This is a genomic window from Spirosoma sp. 48-14 (assembly GCF_001898575.1).
Taxonomy (GTDB): domain Bacteria; phylum Bacteroidota; class Bacteroidia; order Cytophagales; family Spirosomataceae; genus Spirosoma.
Map to the genome: position 1 here is coordinate 192,290 of NZ_MKUD01000045.1, position 24,916 is coordinate 217,205.

Genomic DNA, 24,916 nt, shown 5'->3' on the forward strand with positions numbered 1-24,916 from the left:
CGGAAATAACGCAGATTACCAGGCATATCCTAAAGGAGAATTAAAAACGGCCTGCATCCACATCATGAATAAACTGGATTACGCCAGTCATAAATACCTTCTGATCATCCCACATGGATAGATGGCTTCCGTTGGGGCAATACAGGTAACGCCCTTTTTTGACCAGCTTGCTTTGTTCTTCCATCGCCTTGGGGTCCATGGTATCATGTTTAGCTCCAATCATCAACGTCGGAATGGTGATTTCGTGCAATCGATTTTTTATGTCCCACTTTGCCAAGCGCCCACTGATACCAAACTCGCTTGGTCCCTGCATCAGGGTATACACGTAATTGTTGGCGTGTTTCATAGTTCGGTTGAGCCCATCTGGCAATTCGGCCAATCGGCATAAATGTTCGTGATAGAAATTCGGAATCAGCAGTTCCATATAACGCGGATTCGCGAAATCCTTTTTGGCTTCGATGGCCCGAACTTCGGCCAATACCTCGGGTTTCATTTGCTTGGCCAGTACATCCTCCGCGTATTTTCCATACTCGGTGGCACTGGCCATCATATTGGCTACCAGCAATGCTTTCAGGTTTTTCTGGTATTTCAGCGCATATTCCATGCCCAGAAGCCCACCCCATGAATTGCCTAGTATATAAAAGTTGGTACTATCGGCCCCAATAGCCTGACGCACCTGTTCCACCTCTTCAACAAACCGTTCGGTTGTCCAGAGTCGGTCGTCTTTAGGCTGATCGCTGTAGTAGGACCCCAGCTGATCGTATTCATAAAATTCAAACCCTTCCCGGCCAAAAAATGTCTCGAAACATTCCATGTACTCATGGGTCATGGCGGGGCCACCGTGTAGCAGCAGAATTTTTAATTTCGGATTGTTGCCGAACCGTTTTGTCCAGACCTTGAAATCGCCTACAGGCGTTTTAATAGGAATCAGTCTTACCCCGCCTGATTCAAGTGAATCACCGTATGTAAAATAGTTAGCGACTGAGGGCGATGTTGCTGTATTGGTCGATTGGCAGGAAAGGAGAACGCTAATGGCAAAAAAGAGATAGAGTAGACGCATAGATTTGACAGGATAAGGCAACCAGAATCAGTTGATTAGCCCAAGATAGCTGATTCCTTTCGATTATCTGAATACACGGCCTATGGCGACCCTAAAACTGAGTCCTCCAGCCTGATTTACTCCAACTGATTTCGTAGTTTTATATGCGTTCGACTCCAATTCACGTTTTGACGTAAACCACTGTACCTATCGAGTTCCCGATTATTTATATGCATCCTAAACGTTTACGCCGGTTCTTTACGCTGCTTTTTACTGTTTTTTCACTAGTTCCTCTTATCGGCTTAGCGCAATCTACAGGGCAGCCCCTTCCCATTATCATTCAGGATAATCTGATCTATGTTCAGGTACGGGTCAATGGGCGAGGTCCCTATAATTTCATGCTCAATTCGGGCATAAGCGGGCTGGGACATATTGATCAGCAGTTGGCAAAAGAACTGAATCTGAACATCGTTGGCTTTCAGGAAAACCGGGAAGGGACACAGATTAAACGCGAATTTCTGGTAGCGGTCGATAAGCTCAGCATAGGTCAGGTAACCCATACCAACCTGAAACTGACCGTTCGCAACGACAATGAACACGCGCATCAACTCCCAATTAGCGGAGTAATTGGGCGAGACTTCTTCAGTCGTTACCTTATTACAGTCGATGGGCCAAACCAGCGGTTGCGTATATCCCAGGATACACTGGCCAGTAAAAACAAAGGGGTCGTTCGCTACACAAATCCGTTTCTTGTTCTGGGGAAACTGGGTCCGCGAGAGGTGTTGTTTAATCTGGATGTAGGCTCGGCCTTACCCCTGCTAGTCCCTAAGGGCTTGTTAATGGGTATTCGCTATACCGACACCGCTAACCAGCGAACGGTTACCCAGGCTAACTCCACCTTTACACTACAGGAAGCCGTTATTCATGATGAACTGACTGTGGGAGGAATTTTGCTGAAGGATCAAACGATTTACTATTCCGATAAAGCGCATCAGATTAACGTGGGCGTCGATTTTTTAAAGAATCATACCGTTTCATTCGACCAGCGTAAAAAGCTGATTCGCCTTGAATAAGGTAAACCTGATCAATCGCCACCGCAGATTTGAAACGCTTAAGCCGAAGCAGGCAAGGCAACGGGCTGTATATACGCATGTTTGATAGCCGGAAAGTGCGCCTGTATTGAGTGGTGTACACGAACAATGGTTTTGTTGATATCGTCGGTTGTCAGTTCGGGTTGAAAAGCCACGCCTTGCACCAGCGTAATTTCTTCGGGCCCCAGGTAGATTGTGGCGATGTTAACCACTTTCTGCACGGCTACATCTGACTCTGTAATGGCAATCAATTGCTGTCGGGTATCCGCATCAACCCCTTCACCCAGCAACAGACTCTTGCTTTCGCGGGCCAGTACACCGGCTACCATCACCAGCAGCAGACCAATCAGAATCGAGGCTGTTCCATCCAGATACGGATTTTGCAAGGTATGCCCCAGAAAGACCCCCAGAAATGCGATAATCAGCCCCAGCACATCAGATACATCTTCGAACAGTACCGTAAACGTAGCCGAGTCTTTACTGTCTTTTACGGCTGCCCAGAACGGCTGCGAACCGCGTTGTGCATTAAATGCCCGCAGCGCCGTCAGCATCGAATAGCCATCCAGCGCAAAGGCCACACCCAGTACGATGTAGTTCCAAAAAGGATCGCGAATCAGTTCTGGATGTTGTAAATGGGTAATGCCCTCATAGAGCGAAACGCCCCCACCCACGGCGAAAATCAGCAGGGCCACTACGTACGACCAGAAATATTGTTCCCGGCCATAGCCAAACGGACGTTTCTGATCGGGAGGTCGCTGACTACGGGCAAGTCCCAGCAGCAAAAGTAACTCATTGAGGGTATCGACCAGCGAGTGAATTCCTTCCGAAATCATGGCCGAGCTACCCGTTACACCAGCCGCTACGAATTTGGTTGCGGCAATACCCAGATTAGCCGCCAGTGCGGTATAGAGTGGGGTTTTCGATGAAGCCATGTCAGTAAAACTACTGTTTTGTAAGGATGTTCAACAGAATATTCTTTTGTATTCTGGTCTCAACCTCTACCATAAATAAATTCCCGAAAAAACCTGAAAAAACCCTGCCACGACCAAATAATGATTGATCGCAACAGGGTCAATTAGTGAATAGTGAGTGGTCGTGCTTAGCCTAGTAGATGCCAGAGCTCCCGAACACAGATGCCAACTAATGTTGTGGCAACAATCAGGGCAGGCAACAGAGAGAGTTGTATCGAATCGTGTTTCATAGCCAGAGTTATTAAGCGTGTATCTACTAGACGCCGAAACCAAAAGAAGTCACGCCCAAAACAAGTAATTCTACCTAACTAATGGAATAAATAAATTATACGGGCAGTTTAGTGAACCTCTGGCAGATTTTAACCGACATGATTTACATGATACACCCTGTTTCTTATTTGGGCTTTTCCTCTTTAGCCTGCAAACTTCCCTGAACAATAGGCTCTGGTTTAGATTTCGGTGTCGTATAGCGCACCAGGGTAGCCGTTGGGTACGACGACCGGGGTGGGCGTCTGATCACGAGTTGATAAGAACGGGTACCAATCACCAGATTTGAATAGGCCATTTCACCCGACTCCTGCATCAAACTCCAGTTGGCAATTGGCTCTTTGCTTAGCAAGGCCTCATCTTCGGCCGCCAGGCTGGCATACACGGTGTCGGGCACAAAATGTTTGCCGGAAACACTTTCAATAACCGAGACAATCGAAGGCGGTGCTGTAGCCGTCGATTTGTTTTGTGCACTGGCCAACGGCAGACTCAGTAAGCACAGACTCAATAGTCCATATAGTACTTTAACTAGTTGTGTCATCGTATTGCAGTTGTTGTTCTTTAGATAAACTAAACTGAGGGCCGTTGGTTAGTTCACCACCCGGTCACGGGCTTCATCTCCTACATTAAGTAGCCATTATTCGAAAAAGTATGATACTTACCAACCCGTGTATTCGTCTAATACAGATTCTGCCGGTTGTATCATGTTTCGCTTATTCATTTACCTCATCGTTGTCTTCCTGATTGGCTCGTCATTTCCTATAAAAGCACAGGCTATTGACCCCAACCTTACCCAGTGGATTTCCTACGACCAGACTTATTATAAAATTCCAGTAGCTGAGCCGGGCATTTATCGCCTTACGGCCGCCGAATTAGTCCGAGCTGGAATTCCCGTACATCAACTCGATCCGACCACCATACAGCTTTTTCACCGGGGTATCGAACAGGCCATTTTCGTAGAAGGTGAAGCCGATCATCGGTTCGATCCCACCGACTTTCTGGAATTTTATGGGCAGCAAAATGATGGTGCTCAGGATTCGCTGCTCTATCGACCCCATTCTGCTCAGCCCCATCGCTATTACAGTTTATTCAATGACACCACGACCTATTTCCTAACCTGGCGACTGAATGGGAAGACTGGCAAACGCATGGCCATCCAGACCGATACTACCGCTACTGGCCTGGCACCGGAAGCCTATCATTGGGCCGAAGAACTGCGTCTGTTCACATCCGACTATCCTGGCTGGGCAGCTGGGTTACCTGGCAAAACGGAGTATAGTTATTACGAAGCGGGTGAAGGCTATACGGGTCCGAGACAGCAGAAAAATCAACCTTATTTCATACCCTTCCAGCTAACAGACCCTGCACGATATGGCCCTAATCCACAAGTCGATGTTCTGGTCGTTGGCCGGGAAGTGTCCAACCATTGGGTAACCTGTTTGATTGGCTCAACAGCCGACCATCAGCAACTTCAGGACAGTGTTCGTTTTTCTGGTTACGCGAATGCTCATTTGCAGTTTCGTATAGACTGGTCAGCCATTGATACCAACGGCGACGTAATGGTGTCGACCGTTTCAGGCAACGAAACCACGGCCAGCGATGCGTATTCAGTATCGTACATCCGGCTTCGGTATCCACAACAACTTACGGCCAACAGCCAGTCATTCAAGCGTTTCGAACTTCAACCCAATTTCACTGGACGATCGCTACTTACCATCAGCGATGTGCTGCCCAATACAAGTTTCTGGGATATTACCGACCCAGATATGCCCATCCGGTTGCGAGTACTAAGTGATTCTTCTACATCTCTCCGGCTGGTTGTTTTGGGTACTACCCGCCCCCGAATCTTGCTGAGTACCACCGCTCGAAAATCAATAGTAGGCTTGTATCGGGTTACTTTCACCGACTGGTCAGGCCGAAAGCCATCCTACGTGATTATCAGCCATGAATCATTGATGAAACCCGCTTCCAGCACAGCTGGTGATACGCCGTCGAATGCCGTTCGGGCTTATGCGGCTTACCGAGCTTCAAAAGCGGGGGGTAGTTTCGATACGCTGACGGTCACCATGCAGCAACTCATCGACCAATACAGCTATGGGGAGCGCCATCCGTTGTCGATTCGACGTTTTATCCGCCAATTTCTTCATGCAAACACCGTCAATCCTTATCTGCTGTTGATGGGTCGGGGACGCAGCACACCCGGTATTCGAAAAGACCCACAGCAAGCGATGATCGACATGGTTATGACGGCTGGTTACCCTGGCTCTGATACCTGGTTCAGCGCCGAACTGATACCTGAAGAACCTAATCTACCGGCTATTCCGACTGGCCGAATCAATGCTTCTACTCCTCAGGAGGTTATGAACTATCTGGCCAAAGTGAAGGAATACGAAAACCCTTCCAGCGAACAATTATGGCGTAAGCACATGCTGCATCTGAGCGGGGGCCTGTCTCCGAACGAACTCAGTCTGTTTCGTCAGCTCGTCGATGCGTATCGGACTCAGGCAGTTGGTCCTGCACTAGGTGCTTTCGTGACCACCGTTTCCAAACGAAGCGACCAGCCTGTTGAAATACCTGGCATAGCCAAAACTGTAAATAATGGTGTTGGGTTAGTTACCTTTTTCGGCCATTCGGGCCTGGACGTTACCGATCTGGATATTGGCTTTTGCTCAAACGAAGCGCTTGGCTATCGGAACAAAGGCAAATACCCGCTCCTGCTCGTCAACGGTTGCGCTATCGGAAACATTTTCTATGGTCGTCCAACACTGTCAACGGATTGGGTACTGACCGCCGATCGGGGAGCGATTGCCGCCCTTGCGCATAGTCACCTTGGTACAGTCGACGCACTGCATCAGTACACATCGACGTTTTATAACCTCCTGACCGATAGCATACAGCTCAACAAATCCATTGGATTACTCCAGTTAGAAACCATTCGCCGGGTGTTGGCGCAAACCACCGATGGGCAGGCATTGGCGACCTGTCAGCAGATGGTTTTGCAGGGCGACCCAGCCATTCGTCTGTTCCCGTTCTCTACTCCCGACTACGTCCTGAACAACAATAGCCTGACTGTAGAAGCGCCCACTGGTCAACCTTTGACTCTACTCAGCGATTCAATTCAAATTCGCGTGGTGGTTGACAACATTGGCCAATTTCGCCCCGGATTACTGCCTTTTCGGGTGCGTCGATGGGTAAATGGGCAGGAAACGGGCGTATTCAACCTGACCCTGGTCCATACCATCGCCTATCGGGACACCTTAACCCTGACCCTTCCAACGGATCGGACAGCCGAAGGAGTGAACCGCTTTGAGGTAACCATCAATCCAATTGGCCTGCCAGCCACGCAACCGGAAAGCGATCATACGAATAATCAGGCCCAGATCGAGCTTACCCTTATCAGTCCAAAACCGGTGCTGATTTATCCGCCACTCAGTGCTACGCTGACCAAAACATCGGTTCAGCTAACGGCTCAATACATCCGTGATGGACCACACCGCTTCGAGCTGGAACTGGATAGCACAGCTCAGTTCGATAGTCCTTTTCGCACAACCCAACTCCTGACAGCCCATCAATTCATCAGCTATTCAACCGTTCTGCCCAATCGACCAAACGTAACCTATTTCTGGCGGGTACGGCTGTCCGACAATCCAGGGCCTCCTTCCGATACAACGGCCTGGTCTGTCGGCTCGTTTGTATATGCGCCTTTTACCTCATCAACTGGTTTACCCGAAGGACAGCTTCAGGCCATTTCCCAATTGCCCGCCGATAGTCAGCAAGGCGACATCGTTTCAATTCCCGTCCAGCTTACGAACCTGAGCCCTTATCCTTTTTCCGACTCACTTGTCGTACAGCAAACCGTTTATGCAACTGCCTTATCGACACCACAACTGACCCAATGGCGCATCGAACCGCCAACGCAGACCGATACGGTTCGCTTTTCGATCACGATCCCGACCGAACACCTGCCGGGCAGGAACCGGGTACGGCTAACTGTAAATCCACATCTCCAACCCGAATACTCATACCTGAACAACACGCTCGATCTGTCACTGACTGTCAATCCTGATGTATTGAGCCCACTGCTCGAAGTTGCTTTCGATGGTGCCCGTATTGCCGATGGAGCCGTTGTTTCGTCTCACCCTATCCTTGACATTCTGGTAGCGGACGATAATCGATCCCTTATACGACGGGATACGACGGGGCTGGATATATACCTGCAAAAACCCGGAAAGAACGCACCCTTTGTACGGCTTAACTGGCACAACATCATTCGGCAATCGATGGAGAAAGGCAATATCTTTCGGCTTCAGTATCCGTTACCACCACTTACCGATGGTTTGCATCACCTGACTGTCACGGCCCGCGATGCGGTCGGTAATGCAGCCGTTCCCTATCAGGTTGGTTTCCGGGTCGAAACCGAAACGTTACTGGATCAACTCTCGGTATCGCCCAACCCATTCCAGCATCAGGTTGTGTTCAGTTTTGTACTCACGGGAAAACAAGCCCCCAGCACAATGACGCTTACTATTACCGATCTGAACGGGCAGCTTGTTCGAACCCTATCCCCTACTGCCCGAATTGGGCTGAATCAACTGGTTTGGGACGGTCGGGATGAAACGGGCACCCTGCTCCCAGCCGGTATATATCTCTACCAGCTTACGGTGCTGGATACCCAGGGTGAAGCCTGGCCAGTAGCTGATCGCGAAAGAGGGCATCTACGTGGTCGAATTGTATTTATCCGCTAATGAAGCCAACCATCCATGGCCAGACTACCAGTATGACCCGCCACTACGTTCCTGCCCTAACCGGTTTGCGGGCTGTAGCAGCTTATATGGTCTTTTTTCACCACCACAATCCGATGCCGCCCAATACAGCCGCCTATCATCTTATCAATCAGGGCTATACGGGCGTAGCCATCTTTTTTGTACTTAGCGGTTTCCTGATTTACCACCACTATGCCGATAGCTATTTCTCTGACCAAAACTGGTCATGGCGTACGTATGTAGGGAACCGCTTTGCTCGTATTTTCCCGCTGTACATCCTGCTCTACTTGCTGACTCTGGCGGTAAAAGTTCTAGACGAACAACCTATCAGCCGGCCTGTTGTACTACTGAATACTAGCCTACTAAAAGGTTTTTTTGACACCTATAAGTTTACGGGTATTGCTCAAAGCTGGAGCCTGACGGTTGAACTTTGCTTCTATCTTTCGGCTCCTTTTTTGTTCACCGCCCTTAACCGATTCGGCCCTTTCTGGCTTACCCTAAGTCTGGTCGGCAGTGGGTTGATTCTCTGGCAAACATTGGGGCAATCGGTCTTGTTGAATGCACAAGCATCAGGATTTTTCGATAGTCTGCCTTTCGTCCAATTTTATACCTTCTTCGGGCGAGCTTTCGAGTTTGTGGTGGGTATGTGGCTGGCTCAACGGTGGCATCAAAACCAATTGCCTAACCTAACGAATGCGACGTTTCTGGGCTTCTTGGTACTAGTTGGTTGTCTGTTCTGGCAAGCGGCCCTATCCATTTTTACCACGCAGGCCAATAGCTTATTCTGGAGTGAACTCATTGTTTACAATTACCTTCTCCCCATCGGAATCGGCCTGTTTTTCATAGGCGTATTGACTCACCCATCCGGCACCAGCCGATTCCTATCCAATTCATTTTTACAAACAGCCGGTAAAAGCTCGTATGCATTCTTTCTCATTCATAATGGAGTGGTAGCGAATGGTCTACAAAAAATAGGAATCAGCAACGTATGGATACTGTTCGTGTTGCTGATCGGAATAAGCTATGGCTTATACAACTATCTTGAACGACCCGTGTACAACTGGCTAAAGAAAGAAATTGAGCGATTGAGTGAATGAGTAATTGAGCGAATTATCCGGCAGGTTTTCGCTCAATCACTCATTCACTCAATCGCTCAATCAATTAGTCCCAACACTCCATTATCAGCAGATCGCCGGTTTGCGCTTCGATGCGAACAAAGCCATCTTGAGCCGCTTCGTTGCTGCTGCTGGTAAAGTAGCCAAGCTGGAGCGTTGCATCCTGAAGGTTGTATTTGAGGCCATCGGACGTAAAGCCGGTTACGGTGCCAACTGGAATCAATGAAATAGGCGTTCCGGCTTCATACCATTTTTCAAATTGGCCGACTAGCGGAAAAATTCGGGAGTGGTCGTCGAGGATCGTGATCCGAATCTGGTCTTTGTACCGCACGATATTGGTCATGTTCGTGAGTGTATGATCGGCCCGACGACCCGTTGCCCAGATGATATTGACAGCCGGATAGCCCCGTTCGATCAGAAATTCAATACCTTTATCGAGGTCCGTTTTATTCTGGTCGGGCGTATGAACGATTTCCAGCGGATACTGCTCCGCCATAATTGCTTCCAGATCCAGCCCCCGGTCAAAATCCCCCAGCAGCACATCGACCTTAATGCCCAGCTCGAATACGCGCCAGATAGCCCGGTCGAGCACCACGACCGTCGGGCTCCACTCTAAAAGCTGCCCAATCAGTTCGGGCTGGCAGGCTTCGCCATTGGCAATCAATAGAGCCGGTTCCTGTTTTTCGCGAACGATATGATGTGATGACATAACTGGGCAAATATAGTTTACCGTATACGGCTTTCGATGTGCTGACGCATCATTGAACTGGCATTAGCTCAATGAATACTGAATACCGTAAACTGTAAACCGAAAACCACTTATCCTGTTTAATTTTACAGAACGTAAACAGTCCCGATGTTGCAACGCGTTTTTCAATTTCTGACCTTACCCCGACTGATGGGGTTATTTATCGTCCTGTTTTGTTTGGTTGCCCTCCAGAACTACCTACTTGGGTATGGCAATTATAACAACTACCTGATGTTTGCCCGCCCGTTCGACAACCTGCTTAAAGACAGAAGTATCTACGGCCTTCATCCGCATCTCTATTTCGACAATTATAAATACAGCCCAACATTTGCCTGGCTGATGGGGCCGTTTTATTATATGCCCGATCTGTTGGGTATGACCCTCTGGAATTTACTGAACACAGTTGCACTGCTCGCGGGTGTCTGGTATTACCTATCCGACGAAAAAGACCCTGATCGCCAGCGCCGTACCGCCTTACTGATCATCCTTCTGGAAGCACTCATTACGGCTCAGAATCTGCAAAGCAACAACCTCATTGTCGGCGCCATACTCCTGGGGCTTTATCATTTGCGTAACGAACGGGTTTGGCAGGCGGCCTTTTTCTTCGTGCTGTGCGGCTTCATCAAGTTTTACGGGGCTGCGGCTGCGGGCTTCTTTCTCTTTTACCCAAAAAAGCCACAGTTCATTTTAGCGATGCTAGGCTGGACACTAGTATTTGCCATTGCCCCGGTAACGATGATCCCATTCGACCATCTGCTGGCCGAATATAAAGAATGGTTTAGTGTCATCGTTGTTAGTAAATTGGGACTACAGGTATCGGTGATGGGGATTGCCGAAGCCTGGTTTGGCATGGCGAAAACGGACAGCAACTACCGTATCATCGAACTGATTGGTGCTACGCTGTTTCTGCTACCCTTTTTGCGATTTGGCCTCTGGTCGGATCGACTATTCCAGCGTCGGATGGTGGCCTACTTCCTGTTGTTTATGATTGTATTCAACAAAATGGCCGAGTCGCCAACCTATGTCATGGCCGTAACGGGTGTGGCGCTGTGGTGGGTAACCCTTAGCGAACCTGCTCAGTTAGATAAAATCCTGCTGGCACTGGTCATTATTTTTACCTCTCTTTCGCCAACCGATATTTTCCCACAGGTTGTCCAAAAGCAGTTTTTCCAGCCGTACAACATTAAAGCGATTCCTTGCCTACTGGTATGGGCACGGATTCAGTACCAGATCTGGACGCAACCCAATTCTGCTCATCGCACCTTACAGACCACCTAGAATCTTCTCAATATCGGCTGGGCTATCGACACTGGGCGTTTGATAGGTTGTTGCGACGAGTTTGATACGGTAACCAGCTTCCAGCCACCGCAATTGTTCCAGTGATTCGGCTTTCTCCAGGGGCGACGGGGGCAATTGAGTGATTTTAGCCAGAATATCAGCCCGGTATGCGTATAAACCTACATGTCGGTGATATGCGTGATGCAAATGCCACTGGTCAGGTTCAATATCCCACAGATATGGAATGGGTAACCGACTGAAGTAGAGCACTTCATTCTGCCCATTGACGACAATTTTGGCTTCTTTGGGATCATGCAGTATAGCGGCCGAATCGACAGTAGCCATCTGCGTTGCCAATTCAACCGATCCGTCCAGAATAGCAGCCAGTTCGTCAATTTGTGCCGGATCAATGAAGGGTTCATCACCCTGAATATTGATGATATAATCGTTCTCGCTCGGCTCAAGCCCCTCGGCAACCAACCGGTCGTAGGCTTCCCAGCAACGGTCGGTTCCGCTAGGGTGATCGGTGCGGGTCAAAACTACCTCTTCCCCTAACCGACGCACCGCTTCCGCAATCCGTTCATCGTCGGTGGCGACAACTACTTTGCTTAATGAAGTTGCCTTTTTTGCCTGCTCCAGCACCCGCTGAATCATGGATTTACCGCCAATATCGGCCAAGGGTTTTCCGGGAAACCGGGTAGAAGCATAACGAGCGGGGATGATGCCGATAATCATTATAAAGAGTGAAAGAGTGAAAGAGTGAAAGAGCGACGGGAGATTCACCGAGTTTTAGTTGATTCTCTCTGTGTATCTTCGTGTTTCTTTGCGCATCTCCGTGTTATCATTATTTAGGCTCGGGCCCATTCGAGCCCACTATCCAGTACGTAGGTTCGATGGCCTGGCGTTGTTGGTAATACGCATCATAAACCGGCTTATAGCGGAGTCGTTCGGCCATCACGGTTTCAAATTGACCTAATAAACCCAGCAGTAATTCGCTGCTCTCGCGCACGGCAAACTGACCACTTTGACTACCCGTCACATAGTCGGCAAGACCGTTTCGGATGACATACTCCATAAACAACGGATTGGCGTCCCGCCGAATCATGATCCGAACCCCTGCTACTTCGGCTACGGACAGGTCGAGGGCATCATCGAAGAAAAAGGCTACTTCCGATGGCTTGAGCTGGTGCTGATCCAGCAAATGATGCAATACGTCGATCTTGTGCTTGGCCTGCGCGTAGTAGGCATGAAAATGTTCCCGACGCACAAGCATTTCGGCCAGATCGTTCGTTACCCCCGTAATGACAGCGGCAACGGGTAATTGCTGGTTATGCTGCAACCAAAGGCCAAACCGGAGCAGGTTCGTACCCATTGAATCGACTTCGCTGAACGAACTGCTACCCGATGCGGTCTTAATCCCGTTATTAAACACACCGTCCCAGTCGAACACGATGGCCTTCACCGATAGAAGTTTCTTCGCAATCTGGTCGGCAGGCGTAACAAATTTTCCACCCAGGGCGGTAAAGGCAGTTTCGATTTCAGTCATTCATTGTGGTGTCGGGTTCTCAAACCCGACACTATTGCTGACGCGAGTGGTGTCGGGTTTGAGAACCCGACACCACTCACTTTATAGATTATTACGCCAATTCTGGCAGTGTATTCCGGTATTTAACTTCAACGGCATGGAGTTCGAGCAGGGGCTTCAGGAACTCTTCCAGGTATCGGATGTCGAGTTGGCTGGCTGCGTCGCAAAGGGCTTCGGATGGGCAGGTATGCGTTTCCACAAACAGGCCATCAACACCCGCAGCGACACCTGCACGAGCCAATACAGGCAGGTATTCACGAGCGCCCCCTTTGGCATCGGCCGAAGGAATACCATACTTCCGAATAGCATGGGTTACGTCGAATACTACCGGATAATTGGTGCGCGCCATGTGATAAAAACTACGTGGATCGACTACCAGATCGTTATAGCCAAACGTGTAACCGCGCTCGGTCAGGATGATTTGGTCGTTGCCCGAATCCTCAATTTTTTTGACCGGGTGTTTCATATTTTCCGGTGCCAGAAACTGTCCGTGTTTGATATTAACCACCCGTCCGGTTTTAGCAGCCGCCGTAACCAGCATGGTTTGCATACATAGGTAAGCCGGAATCTGAATCACATCGACCACTTCGGCAACCGGAGCACACTGGTCCGGATAATGAACGTCGGTCAGCAGCGGAAAACCGAACTGCTCTTTTACTTTAGCCAGCACCTGAATCCCTTTTTCCAGACCAGGGCCATTATAATAGTTCAGGCTGGAGCGATTGTCCTTCTGAAACGATGATTTATAAATGATTTTGATACCGACCCGCTCCTGAATTTCGCGGAGTTGTTCGGCAACAGTCATCATGATTTTTTCGTCTTCGATTACGCAGGGACCACTGATGAGAAATAGGTCATCAGTCCCGCACTCGATGTCGCCAACGCGAACGATTTTTTGTGACATTTTTTTCTGTCGTTTTAAGTAAACTGGCTCTTATCCTTCTTCAGGAAAGCATCCAATAAAATAAGTCCGGCTCCCACCATGACCGATACGTCAGCCATGTTGAAAATACCGGTTTGCAACAAACCCAAACGGATATGCAAGAAGTCGGTTACCGAACCGTAAGCTGCCCGGTCGATGAGATTGCCAATACCTCCTCCTATAATAAAGCTGGCTCCCAGCGCCAGAAGCCGGGTAGCCTTTGCCGAAAGAATCAGATAAGCAAACCCCACCAAAAGCGCCAATATCGGCAGTATCAGTAATAGAATGTTCTTAATCAGCGGAGGCCATGTGTTACCTAAACTTAAAAACGCGCCCGTATTCTCAACGTTAGTCAATGTCAGATGACGTTGTACCAACGAGATACGTTCGCCATAACTTACCTTGTCGCGTACGATGGTTTTCGATACCTGATCGCAGCCGATATTGACCGAAACGGTAAGAATAATGAGGAAGATTCGGATTGCGTTTTTCATGCTTAGTAGTAACCAGAATACCTTCTATTTACAGCCGACGGAACAAATCTTTCAGCAGATCGATGGTAATAACCTCCTGCCAGTTGTCGCCGATCGCGTGTAACCACATATGCGGCAGGTTGTACGATACATGCGCCATTTTCGTAATGGTGTCGTCGTCCCAGTCTTTTGCCAGCCCTTGTGGAAGGTCGATCTGGTGATAGGCTACCATCTGCTTGAACTCGGCCACGCCCTCTGGATAATAGTCTTCCAGATGATTCATGATCAGGCAATTGGCATAACAATGGCGAGTTCCCAGAATTTTCGACAGGCCATAGCTCAGTGCATGACACACGCCCACTTCCGAATAGGTCAGGCTCAATCCACCCATCAGGGAGGCTACCATCAGCTTGTCATCGTTTTCGGGGGTCTGGCCTGAGCTTTCTCCCAGATACACCTCCCGGCACAGCTTCATGGCCTGCTCGGCATAGGCGTGCGAATAGGCATTATTCATCCGACCGTTTTCCGACTCTACGCAGTGGATATAGGTATCCATACCCGTGTAAAACCACCAGTTGCGCGGCACCGTCACAATGAGTTCAGGGTCGAGAACAACCTGATTAAATACCGTCCATTCACATTTGAGACCGAGTTTTTTTACCGGTCCCGTCAAGACAGCCGTCATCGACACCTCAGCCCCAGTACCCGAAATAGTTGGTACGCCAACGTGGTAAATACCCGGCTTTTTGATCAGGTTCAGACCCTGATACAGCGTAGAAGACCCTTCGTTGGTAAACATCAGCGACAGGGCTTTGGCAATGTCCATGATGCTACCACCTCCAATGCCTACTACACCCGAAGGAAGACCTTTCTTAGCCAGAATTTCGTCGCGGAGCTGGTCGATCTGGTCGGTGGTTGGCTCATGCTCTTCAACACTGATGTAATAGGTCAGGTCTTCAGGATGTGCCGGAACCCGTTCCTGGAGCGGTTTGCCTTCGAAATACTTATCGACCAGAAAAACGAAATAGTGTTCATTTTCGGCCCGGTGCGGAGCCAGAATGTCATCGAGTTGGGAAAAGCTCCCCCGACCAAACACGGTCTTTTCGATGCCTTTAAAATTTTTATGCGTGGTTTGTGTCTGTGCAGTTACCATATTATACGTAAGCCATATGTACTAAAAACAGAGTCTCTTGTAGCAATAGATATATTTTCGGATAAAGCCTGTGCTATAATGAGCCTGTCGAAAGGGTCTTTATGATGATAAGGTAATCCTTGAAGTTGTACTAAATGCTCCAATTCTATTGGCATTACCCAAAACCGATTACGATCCAAAAAACTAAACAGTTCGGTTATTGGCGAATCAATCTCCAATTTCCCAATACCCATCTTGATCGTAATCTCCCACAAGCTGGCAATGCTAATAAAACACAAGTTATCAGGATTGCTTATTATTCGTCGAAGACTGTCTGGTAAAGATTCATCTCCGCTATAAAACCAGAGCAGCGTGTGCGTGTCCAGCAACAACCTCATTACATATATTCATTAAACTCGTCCAATGGCTCATCAAAGTCTTTAGCCAATCGCACCTTACCTTTTGCATAACCGAATTCCCGCTCTTTTATAGCTGAAGTTCGTTGGGATTTCGTTCGCAAAAACGCAACAAAATCTTCTACTTCCTGACGCAGTTCGGGAGGCAGAGCCGTTATTTCCGTTAGTAAGGCTGTTGTTGACATTTGTGGTGCTTGTTAAAAATTACGCTTCTACCAGTGTTGCTTTCCGAACGGCGGCTTCAATGACAGCGGCTAGCTTTTCTACTTCGTCTGTGGTCCACGATGCCCGAATACCGAACGAAATCAACCGGCCAATAACGGCCTGCGCACGCGGAATGTCGAGGTTTTTATAATCCTGAGGGGCACCGAACTTCTCAACTGCCAATGCCGATGCGGTCCGCATTTCCTTGATATGATCCCACTGATTGATGAAGTGATACATATTGACGAACCAGTAATTGAACCCACCAACACCAGCCGCATTCAGCTCGGCAACGGTACGCTGGGCCGACTGCGTATCTTCCAGAAACAGGTTCAAGAACGTAGCCGAATCGCCGTCAGCGTCAGGAATACGGGCAAACGATACCCCCGGCACATTCGCCAGCCGTTCCATCAACCGCTTTTTGTGGGTGTTGTTTTTCTGGACGATTTCAGGGACCCGACGGGTTTGTACCAGACCTACAGCCGCATGCAGTTCGCTGATCCGGTAGTTGAAGCCCAGAATCGGGTGCTGCTCCATACCCCTATTGGTGCCAATGTGGTCGTGTCCATGATCGGAATAGGAATCAGCGTGTTTATAGGCCGTTTCGTCGTTGGTAACCATAATACCCCCTTCGCCTGCCGTTGCGATTTTGAAGAAATCGAACGAATACGCGCCCGTTTTACCCCAAAGCCCTGTCGAAACACCTTTAAACGATGCACCCATCGCCTGACCAGCATCTTCAACGAGTACCAGATTATGTTCAGTAATAACAGCCATGATCGCATCCATATCGGCCATTTGTCCGCACATATGGACCAGGCAAACGGCTTTGGTCTTAGGGGTGATGGCTTTACGAATCCCATCGGCACTCAGGCAAAGCGTTTCGTCGATGTCGGCAAAAACCGGTAAGGCACCAATCATCAGAACCGCTTCGACGGTAGCGATGTAGGTAAAGGGCGGCACAATGACCTCGTCACCTGCACCAATCCCAGCGGCTGCCAATGCACAGAGTACGGCCGTTGAGCCACTCGATACCGCATGAGCATATTTCGCCCCTACGACCTTAGAAACCTCGGCCTCAAATTCGCGGGCTTTGTAGATATTGTTCCGCTGCGCTTCGTGATTATACCGAAACAGGATGCCGGTCTCGAGCACATCGTTGATTTCCTTGCGCTCAGCCGCTCCAAAAAATTCCATTCCTGGCATGACGTAGTCTATTTTTTTACAAAAGTACAGCTTTTTCTCTCTGACAGGATTTACCGGATGAACAGGATTTAAGCTAGACCAATAAATCCTGTTCATCCGGTAAATCCTGTCGAAAAAATTCACGTATCAATAGGGCATCCGTTTCTCCAGAGCCACCCACTCCCGAAACACCTGTCCGGCTTCGTTGCGCAGCAGTTGTTGCATCGGGATGTGGCGCTCTTCGTGCTTTTTTTCCAACTCTTTGTAAATAAACGAATCATCGAAACCAGCGTCGGCCGCATCGGTATGCTCGGCTGCATACACAATCCGACTGGGTCGGGCCCAGTAAATAGCCCCCAGGCACATGGGGCAGGGTTCGCAAGAGGCATAGAGTGTACAGCCATCCAGTTGAAACGAATCCAGATTCTGGCAGGCATCACGGATGGCCACTACTTCGGCATGAGCCGTTGGGTCGTTGGTTGAGGTAACCCGATTGCAGCCTTTCCCAACAATTTCACCATCCCGAACAATCACGCAACCAAATGGTCCTCCCTGATTGCTGTTCATACCTTCGCGGGCCAGCTGGATAGCCTCGCGCAAAAAACGTTCGTCCTCAATTGTTGTCATATACGGGTCATTCATTGTTATTGAGTGGTCATTCATTATCATTCACAGCCTCAACAATAAATGATTACTGTATGGCGGCTTACTGACAATGAATGACAAATTTTAAAGGGCAGCAAGATACTTGGTAACAGCCAGTTGGGCAGCACTGTTTTTACGAAACGTGTCGGGTGCCAGTGCATCGCGCAGGGATTCATACATATACATTACCTCCCACAAACTACTCAACAGTGTCATTCGGTCGGGCATCGAAACCGTTTTACGCAGTCGGGTTAACTCATCGGTTCCGAACGTTGTTTCAGCCCGACGAACCCCTCGTGGTAAACTGGCATTTTTCAGATGAAGCAGCGGCCCGATGACGGCATTTCGAACAAAGGCAAGAAAATCAATAGCTTCGAAATACTCCCCGCGACCCACTTTCAGGGCAGCATAATGGGCCCAAATCCAGAAACGATCTTCGGCCCACTGAAAATCAAAAGGCGGATAATGAGCCGTAGTTTGTTCCATAATTGATGTCAGCATGCCGTCCTTTTCCCAAAGAATTGTCGGGTTTTCAACGCGGTGATGGAACTCGTCGGGGGTTAGGAATTTAATATCAACATGCAACAAGGCCGACTCATAGAGGGCGATCAACAAACGGGGTTCGCCTACGTGGTCGCCCCGAAAGGAAGCCAGCATCGATCCGAATCGGGCAGCAACGACCTGCATGTTGGCCAGTTCAGGCGCAATTTGCTGGTTACTGACCAGAACCAGATCGAGGTCGGAGTAGGCGTCCAGCTCACCCGATGCCCAGGAACCGCCAACGGCTAGTCCAACGGCATCGGGGTCCTGCTGAATGACGGTAATGGCGTTTGTAAGGAATGACTGAAAGGGTTGTAACGGTACCTGCATAAAGTAGTGGCGCCGAGCTACCGGTGCGATTAGTAAATTACCGCAGAACGATCAGTACAGGGGATTGGTTCGGGTTTATGCTCCTATTTCATCGGCTCAATCCAAAACAGAGAAATTGAGCCGCAACAATTGGATTCACAAGTACATTACGAAGTCAGCAATACATACTTTACAATTCCGTTATTGGCTCAAAACCCCTTCACACGTAGCTATGCGACCCTTATTAATCGTTTTTATGCTGGTATCTCTGAACAGCCTGCCACAACGTACACTAGCACAGGCCATAGCTGACCCTCCCGTTCAGTTTACTATTCTGGCCGATGGAAAACCCGTTGGGCCAACCAGTAAAGTCCCAATTTCTTCACAAACCATTACCCTCACCTGCCAGCTTACGCCAGAGGCTCATCGGCAACACCCAGAGCTAGATTCCAACGTGATCATTAAAAATGCTGTCATCAATCGAGTGCGGGGCACAACACGAGTCGGTTTTTTGAACTGGTCAGGTTCAGGTAATGATTTATCTATCGCCTTTGCTCCTGCTGAAGCTCCGGGCGACCGATACATTATTCAACTAGAGGATGCCCGCATTCAATACAAGAATGGTACAAGTATGAGGTTGCAAAAACCCATCTTTTATACCATCTCGTTTCGGGATTAATGCGAGGATTATCAATACCCTGTTTACCGAATCGGCCACATCAATCCGACACCCGATGGACTTGATGAGAGCAATAAACGCTCCTGCTTGTCGCCCCTTTTTTTGAAGATCAGGTAATTGACCAGATCGAAAGCCAGCAGAAATCCACCCTGCACCATGATGGACTTCCCGTAACCTCGCAGTTGGTCGGCCTGGTCGGGTCGGGTTTCTGCCCGTTCACGCAGATAAGCTCCGCCAATCACGTAAGCTACATCGAGTCCGGTATTGAGCAGCAAAATCTGTTTCATGGTTTCGTGTTTCCGAACTGCATCGCTCAGCGTTTCATTGCCTTTTTGAGGCCTGCGGGAGCCTAGCAAACCTACTCCGGCAATACCGAGGTTAACCAGATTCCAATACACGTTCATCCGGTGAAAATACTTCGTTTCGCCCGATGTTTGTCCAGCGGCAATACTGCCAACAGCTATGTTTGCGAGCGCATACCCGCCTAATGTAAGGCCAAGTGTTTTCTGATGCTGAATCCGTTCATTCGAAAATACCTGCAAATCAACGGCATTCGATTGGGCCGTAGCCGGAATGCCCAGCAGCACCGAGCCAGCGGCCAGGAGAAAATGGCGAAATATGGTCATAGCGAATTGGTTTGATTATCTGTTTTTCGACAAACCAATTGTTTATAGTCCAAGTTTTTGGCGCTCTTCAGGATTATTAATATTTGTCAGTTCGCGAAGGTCAGGTGCCGTCAACAGAAGAATATCATTCTGGAGAAGAATCTGGCGAGGGGAATAAGCCCCTTCAGCAACAGCCTGATGCAAAACAGGGCCAAAAGCAGGTTCGTAAATACCCAACAGCGGTTCAGGCAACTGACCATCTGAATCGTAAAATACGGTAGCCAGTTTGGCCGGATTTCGCCCTTTCACCAGTGCATCAATGGATTTAGGCGATACAAGTGGCATGTCGCAAGCTACGACAAACCAGGCAGCCTGTGGATCATAGGCAAACGCCGACAAAATACCGTTAATCGGCCCCGGCAGATCATACCGATCCACTAGCCGAAGCTGAAGTTGCCCAGCCACCTCCAGTTCGGCTTCCTGCGTGCTATTCACCGACCAGAATACCACGCTGCAATACGGTCGGAGCAATTCGGTTAAATGATCGCGCTGGGATTTTCCGTGATAGATCAACTGCGATTTATCCGTACCCATACGCGTGCTACGCCCGCCCGTCAGGATGAGTCCATTGATTTTACTCACGTCGAAAGTCTCGTTTACCGCCCGTTTTTTCCATGAGCTTGGTTTCTTTGATCACAATGTCGTGCGAGAAGGCTTTACACATATCATAGATTGTCAAAGCCGCTACCGATGCTCCAACCAGCGCTTCCATCTCAACCCCGGTTTTGCCCTCGGTCGACACCAGACAGTCTACAATGGCATCAGTCCCTTCGGTGGTTACGGTAATCTGGCAATTGTCGAGCCCCAGTGAATGACAGAGCGGGATTAGGTCATCGGTCCGTTTAGCAGCCATCGTTCCAGCAATAATCGCCGTTTGAAAAACAGGACCTTTTTTGGTCGTAATCTCCGTTCCATTCGAGCCTGACGGAGCCAGATGCTGCATAATATCAGGTCCAAGTGCCACAACACTGCGGGCACGGGCCGTTCGACGCGAAACGGTTTTACCGCCCACATCAACCATAGCGGGATTTCCTTCGGCGTTAAGGTGCGAAAACATAACTGTACGAGTAATGAACAATGGACAATGACTAATGGGTAATGTAAAGGTACAAAGAGAGGAACCGTATTAGGTATTTTCATTGTACATTGTCCATTATTCATTACCCATTAGTCATTCAGTTATGTTTTCTGTTGCCGAAGCCTTTGCCGTTACTCAACAACACCTGCTTACGCTGCCTACTGAGGCTATTTCCCTAAACGATTCGTTAGGCCGTGTGCTGCGCGAACCGGTGTATGCCGACCGTGACTTCCCACCGTTCAATCGTGTGTCGATGGATGGCATTGGGATTGCATATGCCGCTTATGCTTCTGGTCAGCGAACCTTTACGATTATTGGACAACAATTTGCTGGTCAGCCTCAGCAAACTCTCGCTGACTCAACAGCCTGTCTGGAAGTGATGACGGGCGCCATGCTACCTGCGGGAATCGATACGATTGTTCGGTATGAAGACATAACGGTTGCCAACGGTCAGGCTACCATTACAATTGACGATGTAGTGTTAGGTCAGCACGTCCATGCTCAGGCTATCGACCGACAGGCGGGTGATGAATTGCTGCCTACGGGCACTCGGCTGAGTCCATCCGCCATTGCTGTAGCCGCTTCGGTGGGCCAATCAACCATTGTGGTTTCCGCATTACCCCGCGTGGCGCTCATATCAACAGGCGATGAACTAGTCGATGTGGGTGACACACCCCTCCCCCATCAGATTCGCCGGTCGAATACCTACATGCTGCGAGCGGCCCTTATGTCAGTGGGTATTTCGGCTACCCTGCATCACATTGTCGATGATGAATACCAGTTACAGACAGCCATTCAGGCGTTATTGGTACAAAATGATGTTCTGATTCTGAGCGGGGGCGTGTCGGCTGGGAAAGCCGATTTTGTACCAGATGTACTGGCGCGACTGGGTATTCAGAAGCATTTCCATAAGATTGAACAACGACCGGGAAAGCCACTCTGGTTTGGAACCTCTTCAGCCGATACGGCCTATCCGAATCGAACCGTTTTTGCGCTTCCCGGCAACCCGGTTTCGACCGTTTTATGTGCGTATCGGTATGTGATACCCTACCTAAGGGCATCGCTCGGACTAGGCCCGGCTCCTGCACACTATGCCCAGCTCACTCAACCCGTTGTTTTCAAACCGGCTATCACCTATTTCCTGCCTGTCCGGCTTATCTCTGAACCTGACGGACGAACACTGGCTCACCCCCTACCCGGCTCCGGCTCTGCCGATTTTGCGAATCTGTTAGCCGCTGATGGCTTCATGGAGCTTCCTGCCGACCGATCGGAATTTGGGGTTGGTGAAGCCTTTCAGGTATGGCCAACGGTTTAAAACAGCACTGCATCTGATGCGCTATTGATCAAACTGAATGACCTTGTATGGCTTTTATGTCATAATAGGCAATCGTCAAACTATCCAATTTCCCCCGCTAGTTATTCAGTCAGCGCTACCCGTTGTTGACTGAAGCTGGCAGGCCGCCCACCGATCCCTCTACCTTTGTTGTGTTCAATCGATACAATGGTTGACAACCATTCACTAATTCTATTTCAAACACAACAAATCCAATGAATTCCGCTTTTAAGATTACCCTGTGTGCTGTAAGTTTTGCCGTAAGTACCAGTCTGGTTTCCTGCCAAAAAGATGCCCTCCCTACCCCTGTAGGCCCAGAAGTAACCAATACCCATGCCGGGTCCGATGTCGCTGTACAAAGTAACTTGCTGGCAGCTACCAAGAAATATACGCTGGTAAAAGAAGGACCGTATGAGCTATCATATAACGCCGATGGTAAGATTGTAAAAGTTAAACGCAGCAACTTTTACACGGACTATGAGCACAGTGTAAGCCCCGCTTACGTAAAAGCTACCAGCTATTCGACCAACAGTGGTGTACCGGTAAAATACAAAGTCAATGTGATCAGCCTCAATCCCGATTACACTGCCAACACGGGTTGGGTCCGCTTTTACGACAACACCGGCGCCGTTTCAATGGAGTATTATGTAGATTATGACTTTGTGAACCAGCACCTGGTTAAATACCGGGAAGATGGCGGTTCAGCCCGCTCTACTGAATTCACTTACGATGGCGATGGCGAACTATCGATGGTGACGCAGAAGTTCAACGGAACGATTGAGTATCAAAATCTATACAGCTATACGGGATATGGCCCTATGCAGACGGACTACCATCCTCAGAACCCATTGCATACCACATTCGACAGCAACCTTGACCAGGGCACCGAGTTATTGTTCCTCCCCATTTTCGGAAAATTTCACAAACATCTGGTTCAGAGTATCAGCCGTATTCAGAGCAGCCCCTATAAAGTTCTATTCAACTACCGATACAAATACACACTAAACGCCGATGGCCGAGTTACTGAACGCGAACGGTGGGACCAAACCATCAACCAGAAATTAACCACCGACTCCTACCAATACATCGTCGAACTGCTGGTTGGCCGGATGTAGTTGTAAATCGAGATAAGCCATTTTTCCGTGATGTCAGCTTCCCGAGGGTTTGCAACCTTCGGGAAGTTTTATGTTTTGCTTTTACTTTTTAATGAAAAACACAACCAGAAAGGCCAGAATGGAAATGATAAAGCCAAACATGAATATGTTGTAGGCCACCCGAAGTAGTTTATATTTTCTAGCCAGCACTAGCCCCAGGTAATAAATGTCGCGGGCCATTGAGTTGTAGAGATAGGTACTGTCGTTCATTAACTGCTGGATACCCCATTCATACTCGCCTAAACTCATCTGGTAGAAATTACCGAAAAATAGCAGATTCCCCTTGCCCTGCTCAATGTCGCTGTGGCTAAAGGTACCATGACTGACGTTGGGCCGGGTAGTCAGGATAGCAAACACGATGGTTAGTACCGACGTAATCAAAAATAAAGTGGTAGGAACCATCAAATATGGGTTTTCCTCGATCCGGCGCGGCAATATCGACACAAGTACCGATACCATGATCGAGTTTACCGAAATCATAATATTGGCCTTGCTATCGGCAATTTCGCTCAGGCGCATGTGATTAGTCGAGGTGGTTCGAAACATGGTTTCGATGCCACGCTCTGAACGTTTATCCTTCTCTTTTTTCTTTTCCTTTGGCTCCTTCCAACTCAATGGGTCTGACATTGGCGGTTCAACCGTATCAGAAGCAGGTTTCTCAGCAACAACGGTATGTTCTTTGGGGCTATTTTTCTCCTGCTTAGCCTCTTTTCCGGTGGCCTTTTCGGCTTGCTTTTCCAGCAATTGACGAAGGTTCTCAGCCTGGCCGGCCGCCAGTTTCTCCTGGGCATAGTCAGTAAAGTAGCGATGACTTTCGAGTAAGGAAATGTTCTGTTGCCGCCAAACTTTCCCCGAAATCTCCAGACCCGTCCGGTTTTCCTGCTCTTTCCGAAGTCGTTTCTGGTAATCAGGATAATCTTCGCTACCCAAGTGAAACAGATCGGCATCACACAGGATTTCCTCCAGACGATTGGTAGGCGATTGCGGCATTTTAGTAGCCCGAATACAGGCCTGAACATTCCTGATAATCTCCGTCGAAACACCCAGCTTTGTTAAAAAATCAGCGGCTAATCCGACGCTTCGTTCTTCATGCCCACCAGATGGCCCGGTCAGATTCCCCAGGTCATGTAACCAGGCCGCTACCATAACCGTCGTATAGTCCGACTCAGACAATTTATAAAATCGGGCCATTTGATCGACAGCCTGTACGACCTCCTGCGTATGTTCCCGATTGTGATAGGTAAAATCGGGGCTTAGGTGATCGACAAAAAATTGAATAGCGTAGGTTTCGGTCTGTGTTAAGAGGTCAGGAAGCATTGGGTTG

25 protein-coding genes are annotated in these 24,916 nt (G+C 49.0%); 7 read left to right on the forward strand and 18 right to left on the reverse strand.

Annotated features, from left to right (window positions below; genetic code table 11):
- Positions 1-40 precede the first annotated feature (40 nt).
- Positions 41-1,060, reverse strand: a complete 1,020-nt coding sequence (locus tag BGO59_RS23005) for a proline iminopeptidase-family hydrolase (RefSeq protein ID WP_293687129.1) — start codon at positions 1,058-1,060, stop codon at positions 41-43.
- 209 nt (positions 1,061-1,269) lie between these two features.
- On the opposite strand from BGO59_RS23005, the gene BGO59_RS23010 reads away from it, so the two are divergent.
- Positions 1,270-2,112, forward strand: coding sequence for an aspartyl protease family protein (locus BGO59_RS23010; RefSeq protein ID WP_293687131.1), 843 nt, complete (start codon positions 1,270-1,272; stop codon positions 2,110-2,112).
- Positions 2,113-2,150: 38 nt separating this feature from the next.
- Here the strand turns inward: BGO59_RS23010 and BGO59_RS23015 are convergent, their stop codons facing one another.
- Positions 2,151-3,062 (reverse strand): cation diffusion facilitator family transporter, encoded by a 912-nt coding sequence (locus BGO59_RS23015; RefSeq protein WP_293687133.1) that lies wholly within the window; start codon positions 3,060-3,062, stop codon positions 2,151-2,153.
- A 433-nt stretch (positions 3,063-3,495) separates the two neighbouring features.
- Positions 3,496-3,909, reverse strand: coding sequence for a hypothetical protein (locus BGO59_RS23020; RefSeq protein ID WP_293687135.1), 414 nt, complete (start codon positions 3,907-3,909; stop codon positions 3,496-3,498).
- Between the two features lie 163 nt (positions 3,910-4,072).
- On the opposite strand from BGO59_RS23020, the gene BGO59_RS23025 reads away from it, so the two are divergent.
- Together BGO59_RS23025 and BGO59_RS23030 are read left to right on the forward strand one after the other, a co-directional pair.
- The gene (locus tag BGO59_RS23025) at positions 4,073-8,113 is read left to right on the forward strand and encodes a C25 family cysteine peptidase (RefSeq protein ID WP_293687137.1); all 4,041 of its coding nucleotides are present in this window, start codon (positions 4,073-4,075) and stop codon (positions 8,111-8,113) included.
- Positions 8,113-9,228: an acyltransferase gene (locus BGO59_RS23030; RefSeq protein WP_293687139.1), complete on the forward strand. Its 1,116-nt coding sequence runs from the start codon at positions 8,113-8,115 to the stop codon at positions 9,226-9,228. Before BGO59_RS23025 ends, BGO59_RS23030 begins: the two co-directional genes overlap by 1 nt.
- A gap of 64 nt (positions 9,229-9,292) precedes the next feature.
- On the opposite strand, the gene BGO59_RS23035 is transcribed toward BGO59_RS23030, so the two are convergent.
- Positions 9,293-9,955 (reverse strand): thiamine diphosphokinase, encoded by a 663-nt coding sequence (locus BGO59_RS23035; protein ID WP_293687141.1) that lies wholly within the window; start codon positions 9,953-9,955, stop codon positions 9,293-9,295.
- A 147-nt stretch (positions 9,956-10,102) separates the two neighbouring features.
- Here BGO59_RS23035 and BGO59_RS23040 point away from each other — a divergent pair, with 147 nt between their 5' ends.
- Positions 10,103-11,272: a glycosyltransferase family 87 protein gene (locus tag BGO59_RS23040; protein WP_293687143.1), complete on the forward strand. Its 1,170-nt coding sequence runs from the start codon at positions 10,103-10,105 to the stop codon at positions 11,270-11,272.
- Here the strand turns inward: BGO59_RS23040 and kdsB are convergent.
- From kdsB to BGO59_RS23090, 10 genes are all read right to left on the reverse strand, one after another.
- Positions 11,258-12,007 carry a 3-deoxy-manno-octulosonate cytidylyltransferase gene (kdsB, locus tag BGO59_RS23045; protein WP_293687145.1) on the reverse strand — a complete coding sequence of 250 codons (750 nt, stop codon included), beginning with the start codon at positions 12,005-12,007 and terminating at the stop codon, positions 11,258-11,260. The two genes, BGO59_RS23040 and kdsB, sit on opposite strands and share 15 nt — an antisense overlap.
- A 109-nt stretch (positions 12,008-12,116) precedes the next feature.
- Positions 12,117-12,818 carry a phosphatase gene (locus tag BGO59_RS23050; protein WP_293687147.1) on the reverse strand — a complete coding sequence of 234 codons (702 nt, stop codon included), beginning with the start codon at positions 12,816-12,818 and terminating at the stop codon, positions 12,117-12,119.
- A gap of 91 nt (positions 12,819-12,909) precedes the next feature.
- Positions 12,910-13,761, reverse strand: a complete 852-nt coding sequence (gene kdsA / locus BGO59_RS23055; RefSeq protein ID WP_020600802.1) for a 3-deoxy-8-phosphooctulonate synthase — start codon at positions 13,759-13,761, stop codon at positions 12,910-12,912.
- A gap of 14 nt (positions 13,762-13,775) precedes the next feature.
- The gene (lspA, locus tag BGO59_RS23060) at positions 13,776-14,273 is read right to left on the reverse strand and encodes a signal peptidase II (protein ID WP_293687151.1); all 498 of its coding nucleotides are present in this window, start codon (positions 14,271-14,273) and stop codon (positions 13,776-13,778) included.
- Positions 14,274-14,301: 28 nt separating this feature from the next.
- Complete coding sequence (locus BGO59_RS23065) at positions 14,302-15,405, reverse strand: iron-containing alcohol dehydrogenase family protein (protein ID WP_293687153.1); 1,104 nt, start codon at positions 15,403-15,405, stop codon at positions 14,302-14,304.
- The gene (locus BGO59_RS23070) at positions 15,399-15,782 is read right to left on the reverse strand and encodes a type II toxin-antitoxin system VapC family toxin (protein WP_293687155.1); all 384 of its coding nucleotides are present in this window, start codon (positions 15,780-15,782) and stop codon (positions 15,399-15,401) included. The genes BGO59_RS23065 and BGO59_RS23070 overlap by 7 nt, the downstream gene beginning before the upstream one ends.
- Positions 15,782-15,985, reverse strand: coding sequence for a DUF2281 domain-containing protein (locus BGO59_RS23075; RefSeq protein ID WP_293687157.1), 204 nt, complete (start codon positions 15,983-15,985; stop codon positions 15,782-15,784). Before BGO59_RS23075 ends, BGO59_RS23070 begins: the two co-directional genes overlap by 1 nt.
- A 19-nt stretch (positions 15,986-16,004) precedes the next feature.
- Positions 16,005-17,210, reverse strand: coding sequence for a DegT/DnrJ/EryC1/StrS aminotransferase family protein (locus BGO59_RS23080; RefSeq protein WP_293687159.1), 1,206 nt, complete (start codon positions 17,208-17,210; stop codon positions 16,005-16,007).
- A 126-nt stretch (positions 17,211-17,336) separates the two neighbouring features.
- Positions 17,337-17,816, reverse strand: coding sequence for a nucleoside deaminase (locus BGO59_RS23085; RefSeq protein WP_218919492.1), 480 nt, complete (start codon positions 17,814-17,816; stop codon positions 17,337-17,339).
- Between the two features lie 102 nt (positions 17,817-17,918).
- Complete coding sequence (locus BGO59_RS23090; protein WP_293687162.1) at positions 17,919-18,704, reverse strand: aminoglycoside 6-adenylyltransferase; 786 nt, start codon at positions 18,702-18,704, stop codon at positions 17,919-17,921.
- Positions 18,705-18,915: 211 nt separating this feature from the next.
- Here BGO59_RS23090 and BGO59_RS23095 point away from each other — a divergent pair, with 211 nt between their 5' ends.
- On the forward strand, positions 18,916-19,362 hold the full coding sequence (locus BGO59_RS23095; RefSeq protein WP_293687164.1) for a hypothetical protein: 447 nt from the start codon (positions 18,916-18,918) through the stop codon (positions 19,360-19,362).
- Positions 19,363-19,385: 23 nt separating this feature from the next.
- On the opposite strand, the gene BGO59_RS23100 is transcribed toward BGO59_RS23095, so the two are convergent.
- Genes BGO59_RS23100 through moaC form a run of 3 tightly spaced genes read right to left on the reverse strand, consistent with a single transcriptional unit; the run spans position 19,386 to position 21,084 of the window.
- Positions 19,386-19,988, reverse strand: a complete 603-nt coding sequence (locus BGO59_RS23100) for a hypothetical protein (protein ID WP_293687166.1) — start codon at positions 19,986-19,988, stop codon at positions 19,386-19,388.
- 42 nt (positions 19,989-20,030) lie between these two features.
- Positions 20,031-20,609: an NTP transferase domain-containing protein gene (locus BGO59_RS23105; RefSeq protein ID WP_293687168.1), complete on the reverse strand. Its 579-nt coding sequence runs from the start codon at positions 20,607-20,609 to the stop codon at positions 20,031-20,033.
- Positions 20,602-21,084 (reverse strand): cyclic pyranopterin monophosphate synthase MoaC, encoded by a 483-nt coding sequence (moaC, locus tag BGO59_RS23110; protein WP_293687170.1) that lies wholly within the window; start codon positions 21,082-21,084, stop codon positions 20,602-20,604. The genes BGO59_RS23105 and moaC overlap by 8 nt, the downstream gene beginning before the upstream one ends.
- A 124-nt stretch (positions 21,085-21,208) precedes the next feature.
- Between moaC and BGO59_RS23115 the strand changes: the two genes are divergently transcribed.
- Together BGO59_RS23115 and BGO59_RS23120 are read left to right on the forward strand one after the other, a co-directional pair.
- The gene (locus BGO59_RS23115) at positions 21,209-22,420 is read left to right on the forward strand and encodes a molybdopterin molybdotransferase MoeA (RefSeq protein WP_293687172.1); all 1,212 of its coding nucleotides are present in this window, start codon (positions 21,209-21,211) and stop codon (positions 22,418-22,420) included.
- Between the two features lie 233 nt (positions 22,421-22,653).
- Positions 22,654-23,553, forward strand: a complete 900-nt coding sequence (locus BGO59_RS23120) for a hypothetical protein (protein ID WP_293687174.1) — start codon at positions 22,654-22,656, stop codon at positions 23,551-23,553.
- Positions 23,554-23,634: 81 nt separating this feature from the next.
- Here BGO59_RS23120 and BGO59_RS23125 read toward each other — a convergent pair whose 3' ends face one another.
- Positions 23,635-24,909: a Pycsar system effector family protein gene (locus BGO59_RS23125; RefSeq protein ID WP_293687176.1), complete on the reverse strand. Its 1,275-nt coding sequence runs from the start codon at positions 24,907-24,909 to the stop codon at positions 23,635-23,637.
- Between the last annotated feature and the right edge of the window lie 7 nt (positions 24,910-24,916).

Excerpts from the sequence above, each read along its gene's own strand:
- BGO59_RS23005 (WP_293687129.1), bottom strand. The coding sequence starts at position 1,060 with ATGCGTCTACTCTATCTCTTTTTTGCCATTAGCGTTCTCCTTTCCTGC.
- BGO59_RS23010 (WP_293687131.1), top strand. The coding sequence starts at position 1,270 with ATGCATCCTAAACGTTTACGCCGGTTCTTTACGCTGCTTTTTACTGTT.
- BGO59_RS23015 (WP_293687133.1), bottom strand. The coding sequence starts at position 3,062 with ATGGCTTCATCGAAAACCCCACTCTATACCGCACTGGCGGCTAATCTG.
- BGO59_RS23020 (WP_293687135.1), bottom strand. The coding sequence starts at position 3,909 with ATGACACAACTAGTTAAAGTACTATATGGACTATTGAGTCTGTGCTTA.
- BGO59_RS23025 (WP_293687137.1), top strand. The coding sequence starts at position 4,073 with ATGTTTCGCTTATTCATTTACCTCATCGTTGTCTTCCTGATTGGCTCG.
- BGO59_RS23030 (WP_293687139.1), top strand. The coding sequence starts at position 8,113 with ATGAAGCCAACCATCCATGGCCAGACTACCAGTATGACCCGCCACTAC.
- BGO59_RS23035 (WP_293687141.1), bottom strand. The coding sequence starts at position 9,955 with ATGTCATCACATCATATCGTTCGCGAAAAACAGGAACCGGCTCTATTG.
- BGO59_RS23040 (WP_293687143.1), top strand. The coding sequence starts at position 10,103 with ATGTTGCAACGCGTTTTTCAATTTCTGACCTTACCCCGACTGATGGGG.
- kdsB (WP_293687145.1), bottom strand. The coding sequence starts at position 12,007 with ATGATTATCGGCATCATCCCCGCTCGTTATGCTTCTACCCGGTTTCCC.
- BGO59_RS23050 (WP_293687147.1), bottom strand. The coding sequence starts at position 12,818 with ATGACTGAAATCGAAACTGCCTTTACCGCCCTGGGTGGAAAATTTGTT.
- kdsA (WP_020600802.1), bottom strand. The coding sequence starts at position 13,761 with ATGTCACAAAAAATCGTTCGCGTTGGCGACATCGAGTGCGGGACTGAT.
- lspA (WP_293687151.1), bottom strand. The coding sequence starts at position 14,273 with ATGAAAAACGCAATCCGAATCTTCCTCATTATTCTTACCGTTTCGGTC.
- BGO59_RS23065 (WP_293687153.1), bottom strand. The coding sequence starts at position 15,405 with ATGGTAACTGCACAGACACAAACCACGCATAAAAATTTTAAAGGCATC.
- BGO59_RS23070 (WP_293687155.1), bottom strand. The coding sequence starts at position 15,782 with ATGAGGTTGTTGCTGGACACGCACACGCTGCTCTGGTTTTATAGCGGA.
- BGO59_RS23075 (WP_293687157.1), bottom strand. The coding sequence starts at position 15,985 with ATGTCAACAACAGCCTTACTAACGGAAATAACGGCTCTGCCTCCCGAA.
- BGO59_RS23080 (WP_293687159.1), bottom strand. The coding sequence starts at position 17,210 with ATGCCAGGAATGGAATTTTTTGGAGCGGCTGAGCGCAAGGAAATCAAC.
- BGO59_RS23085 (WP_218919492.1), bottom strand. The coding sequence starts at position 17,816 with ATGACAACAATTGAGGACGAACGTTTTTTGCGCGAGGCTATCCAGCTG.
- BGO59_RS23090 (WP_293687162.1), bottom strand. The coding sequence starts at position 18,704 with ATGCAGGTACCGTTACAACCCTTTCAGTCATTCCTTACAAACGCCATT.
- BGO59_RS23095 (WP_293687164.1), top strand. The coding sequence starts at position 18,916 with ATGCGACCCTTATTAATCGTTTTTATGCTGGTATCTCTGAACAGCCTG.
- BGO59_RS23100 (WP_293687166.1), bottom strand. The coding sequence starts at position 19,988 with ATGACCATATTTCGCCATTTTCTCCTGGCCGCTGGCTCGGTGCTGCTG.
- moaC (WP_293687170.1), bottom strand. The coding sequence starts at position 21,084 with ATGTTTTCGCACCTTAACGCCGAAGGAAATCCCGCTATGGTTGATGTG.
- BGO59_RS23115 (WP_293687172.1), top strand. The coding sequence starts at position 21,209 with ATGTTTTCTGTTGCCGAAGCCTTTGCCGTTACTCAACAACACCTGCTT.
- BGO59_RS23120 (WP_293687174.1), top strand. The coding sequence starts at position 22,654 with ATGAATTCCGCTTTTAAGATTACCCTGTGTGCTGTAAGTTTTGCCGTA.
- BGO59_RS23125 (WP_293687176.1), bottom strand. The coding sequence starts at position 24,909 with ATGCTTCCTGACCTCTTAACACAGACCGAAACCTACGCTATTCAATTT.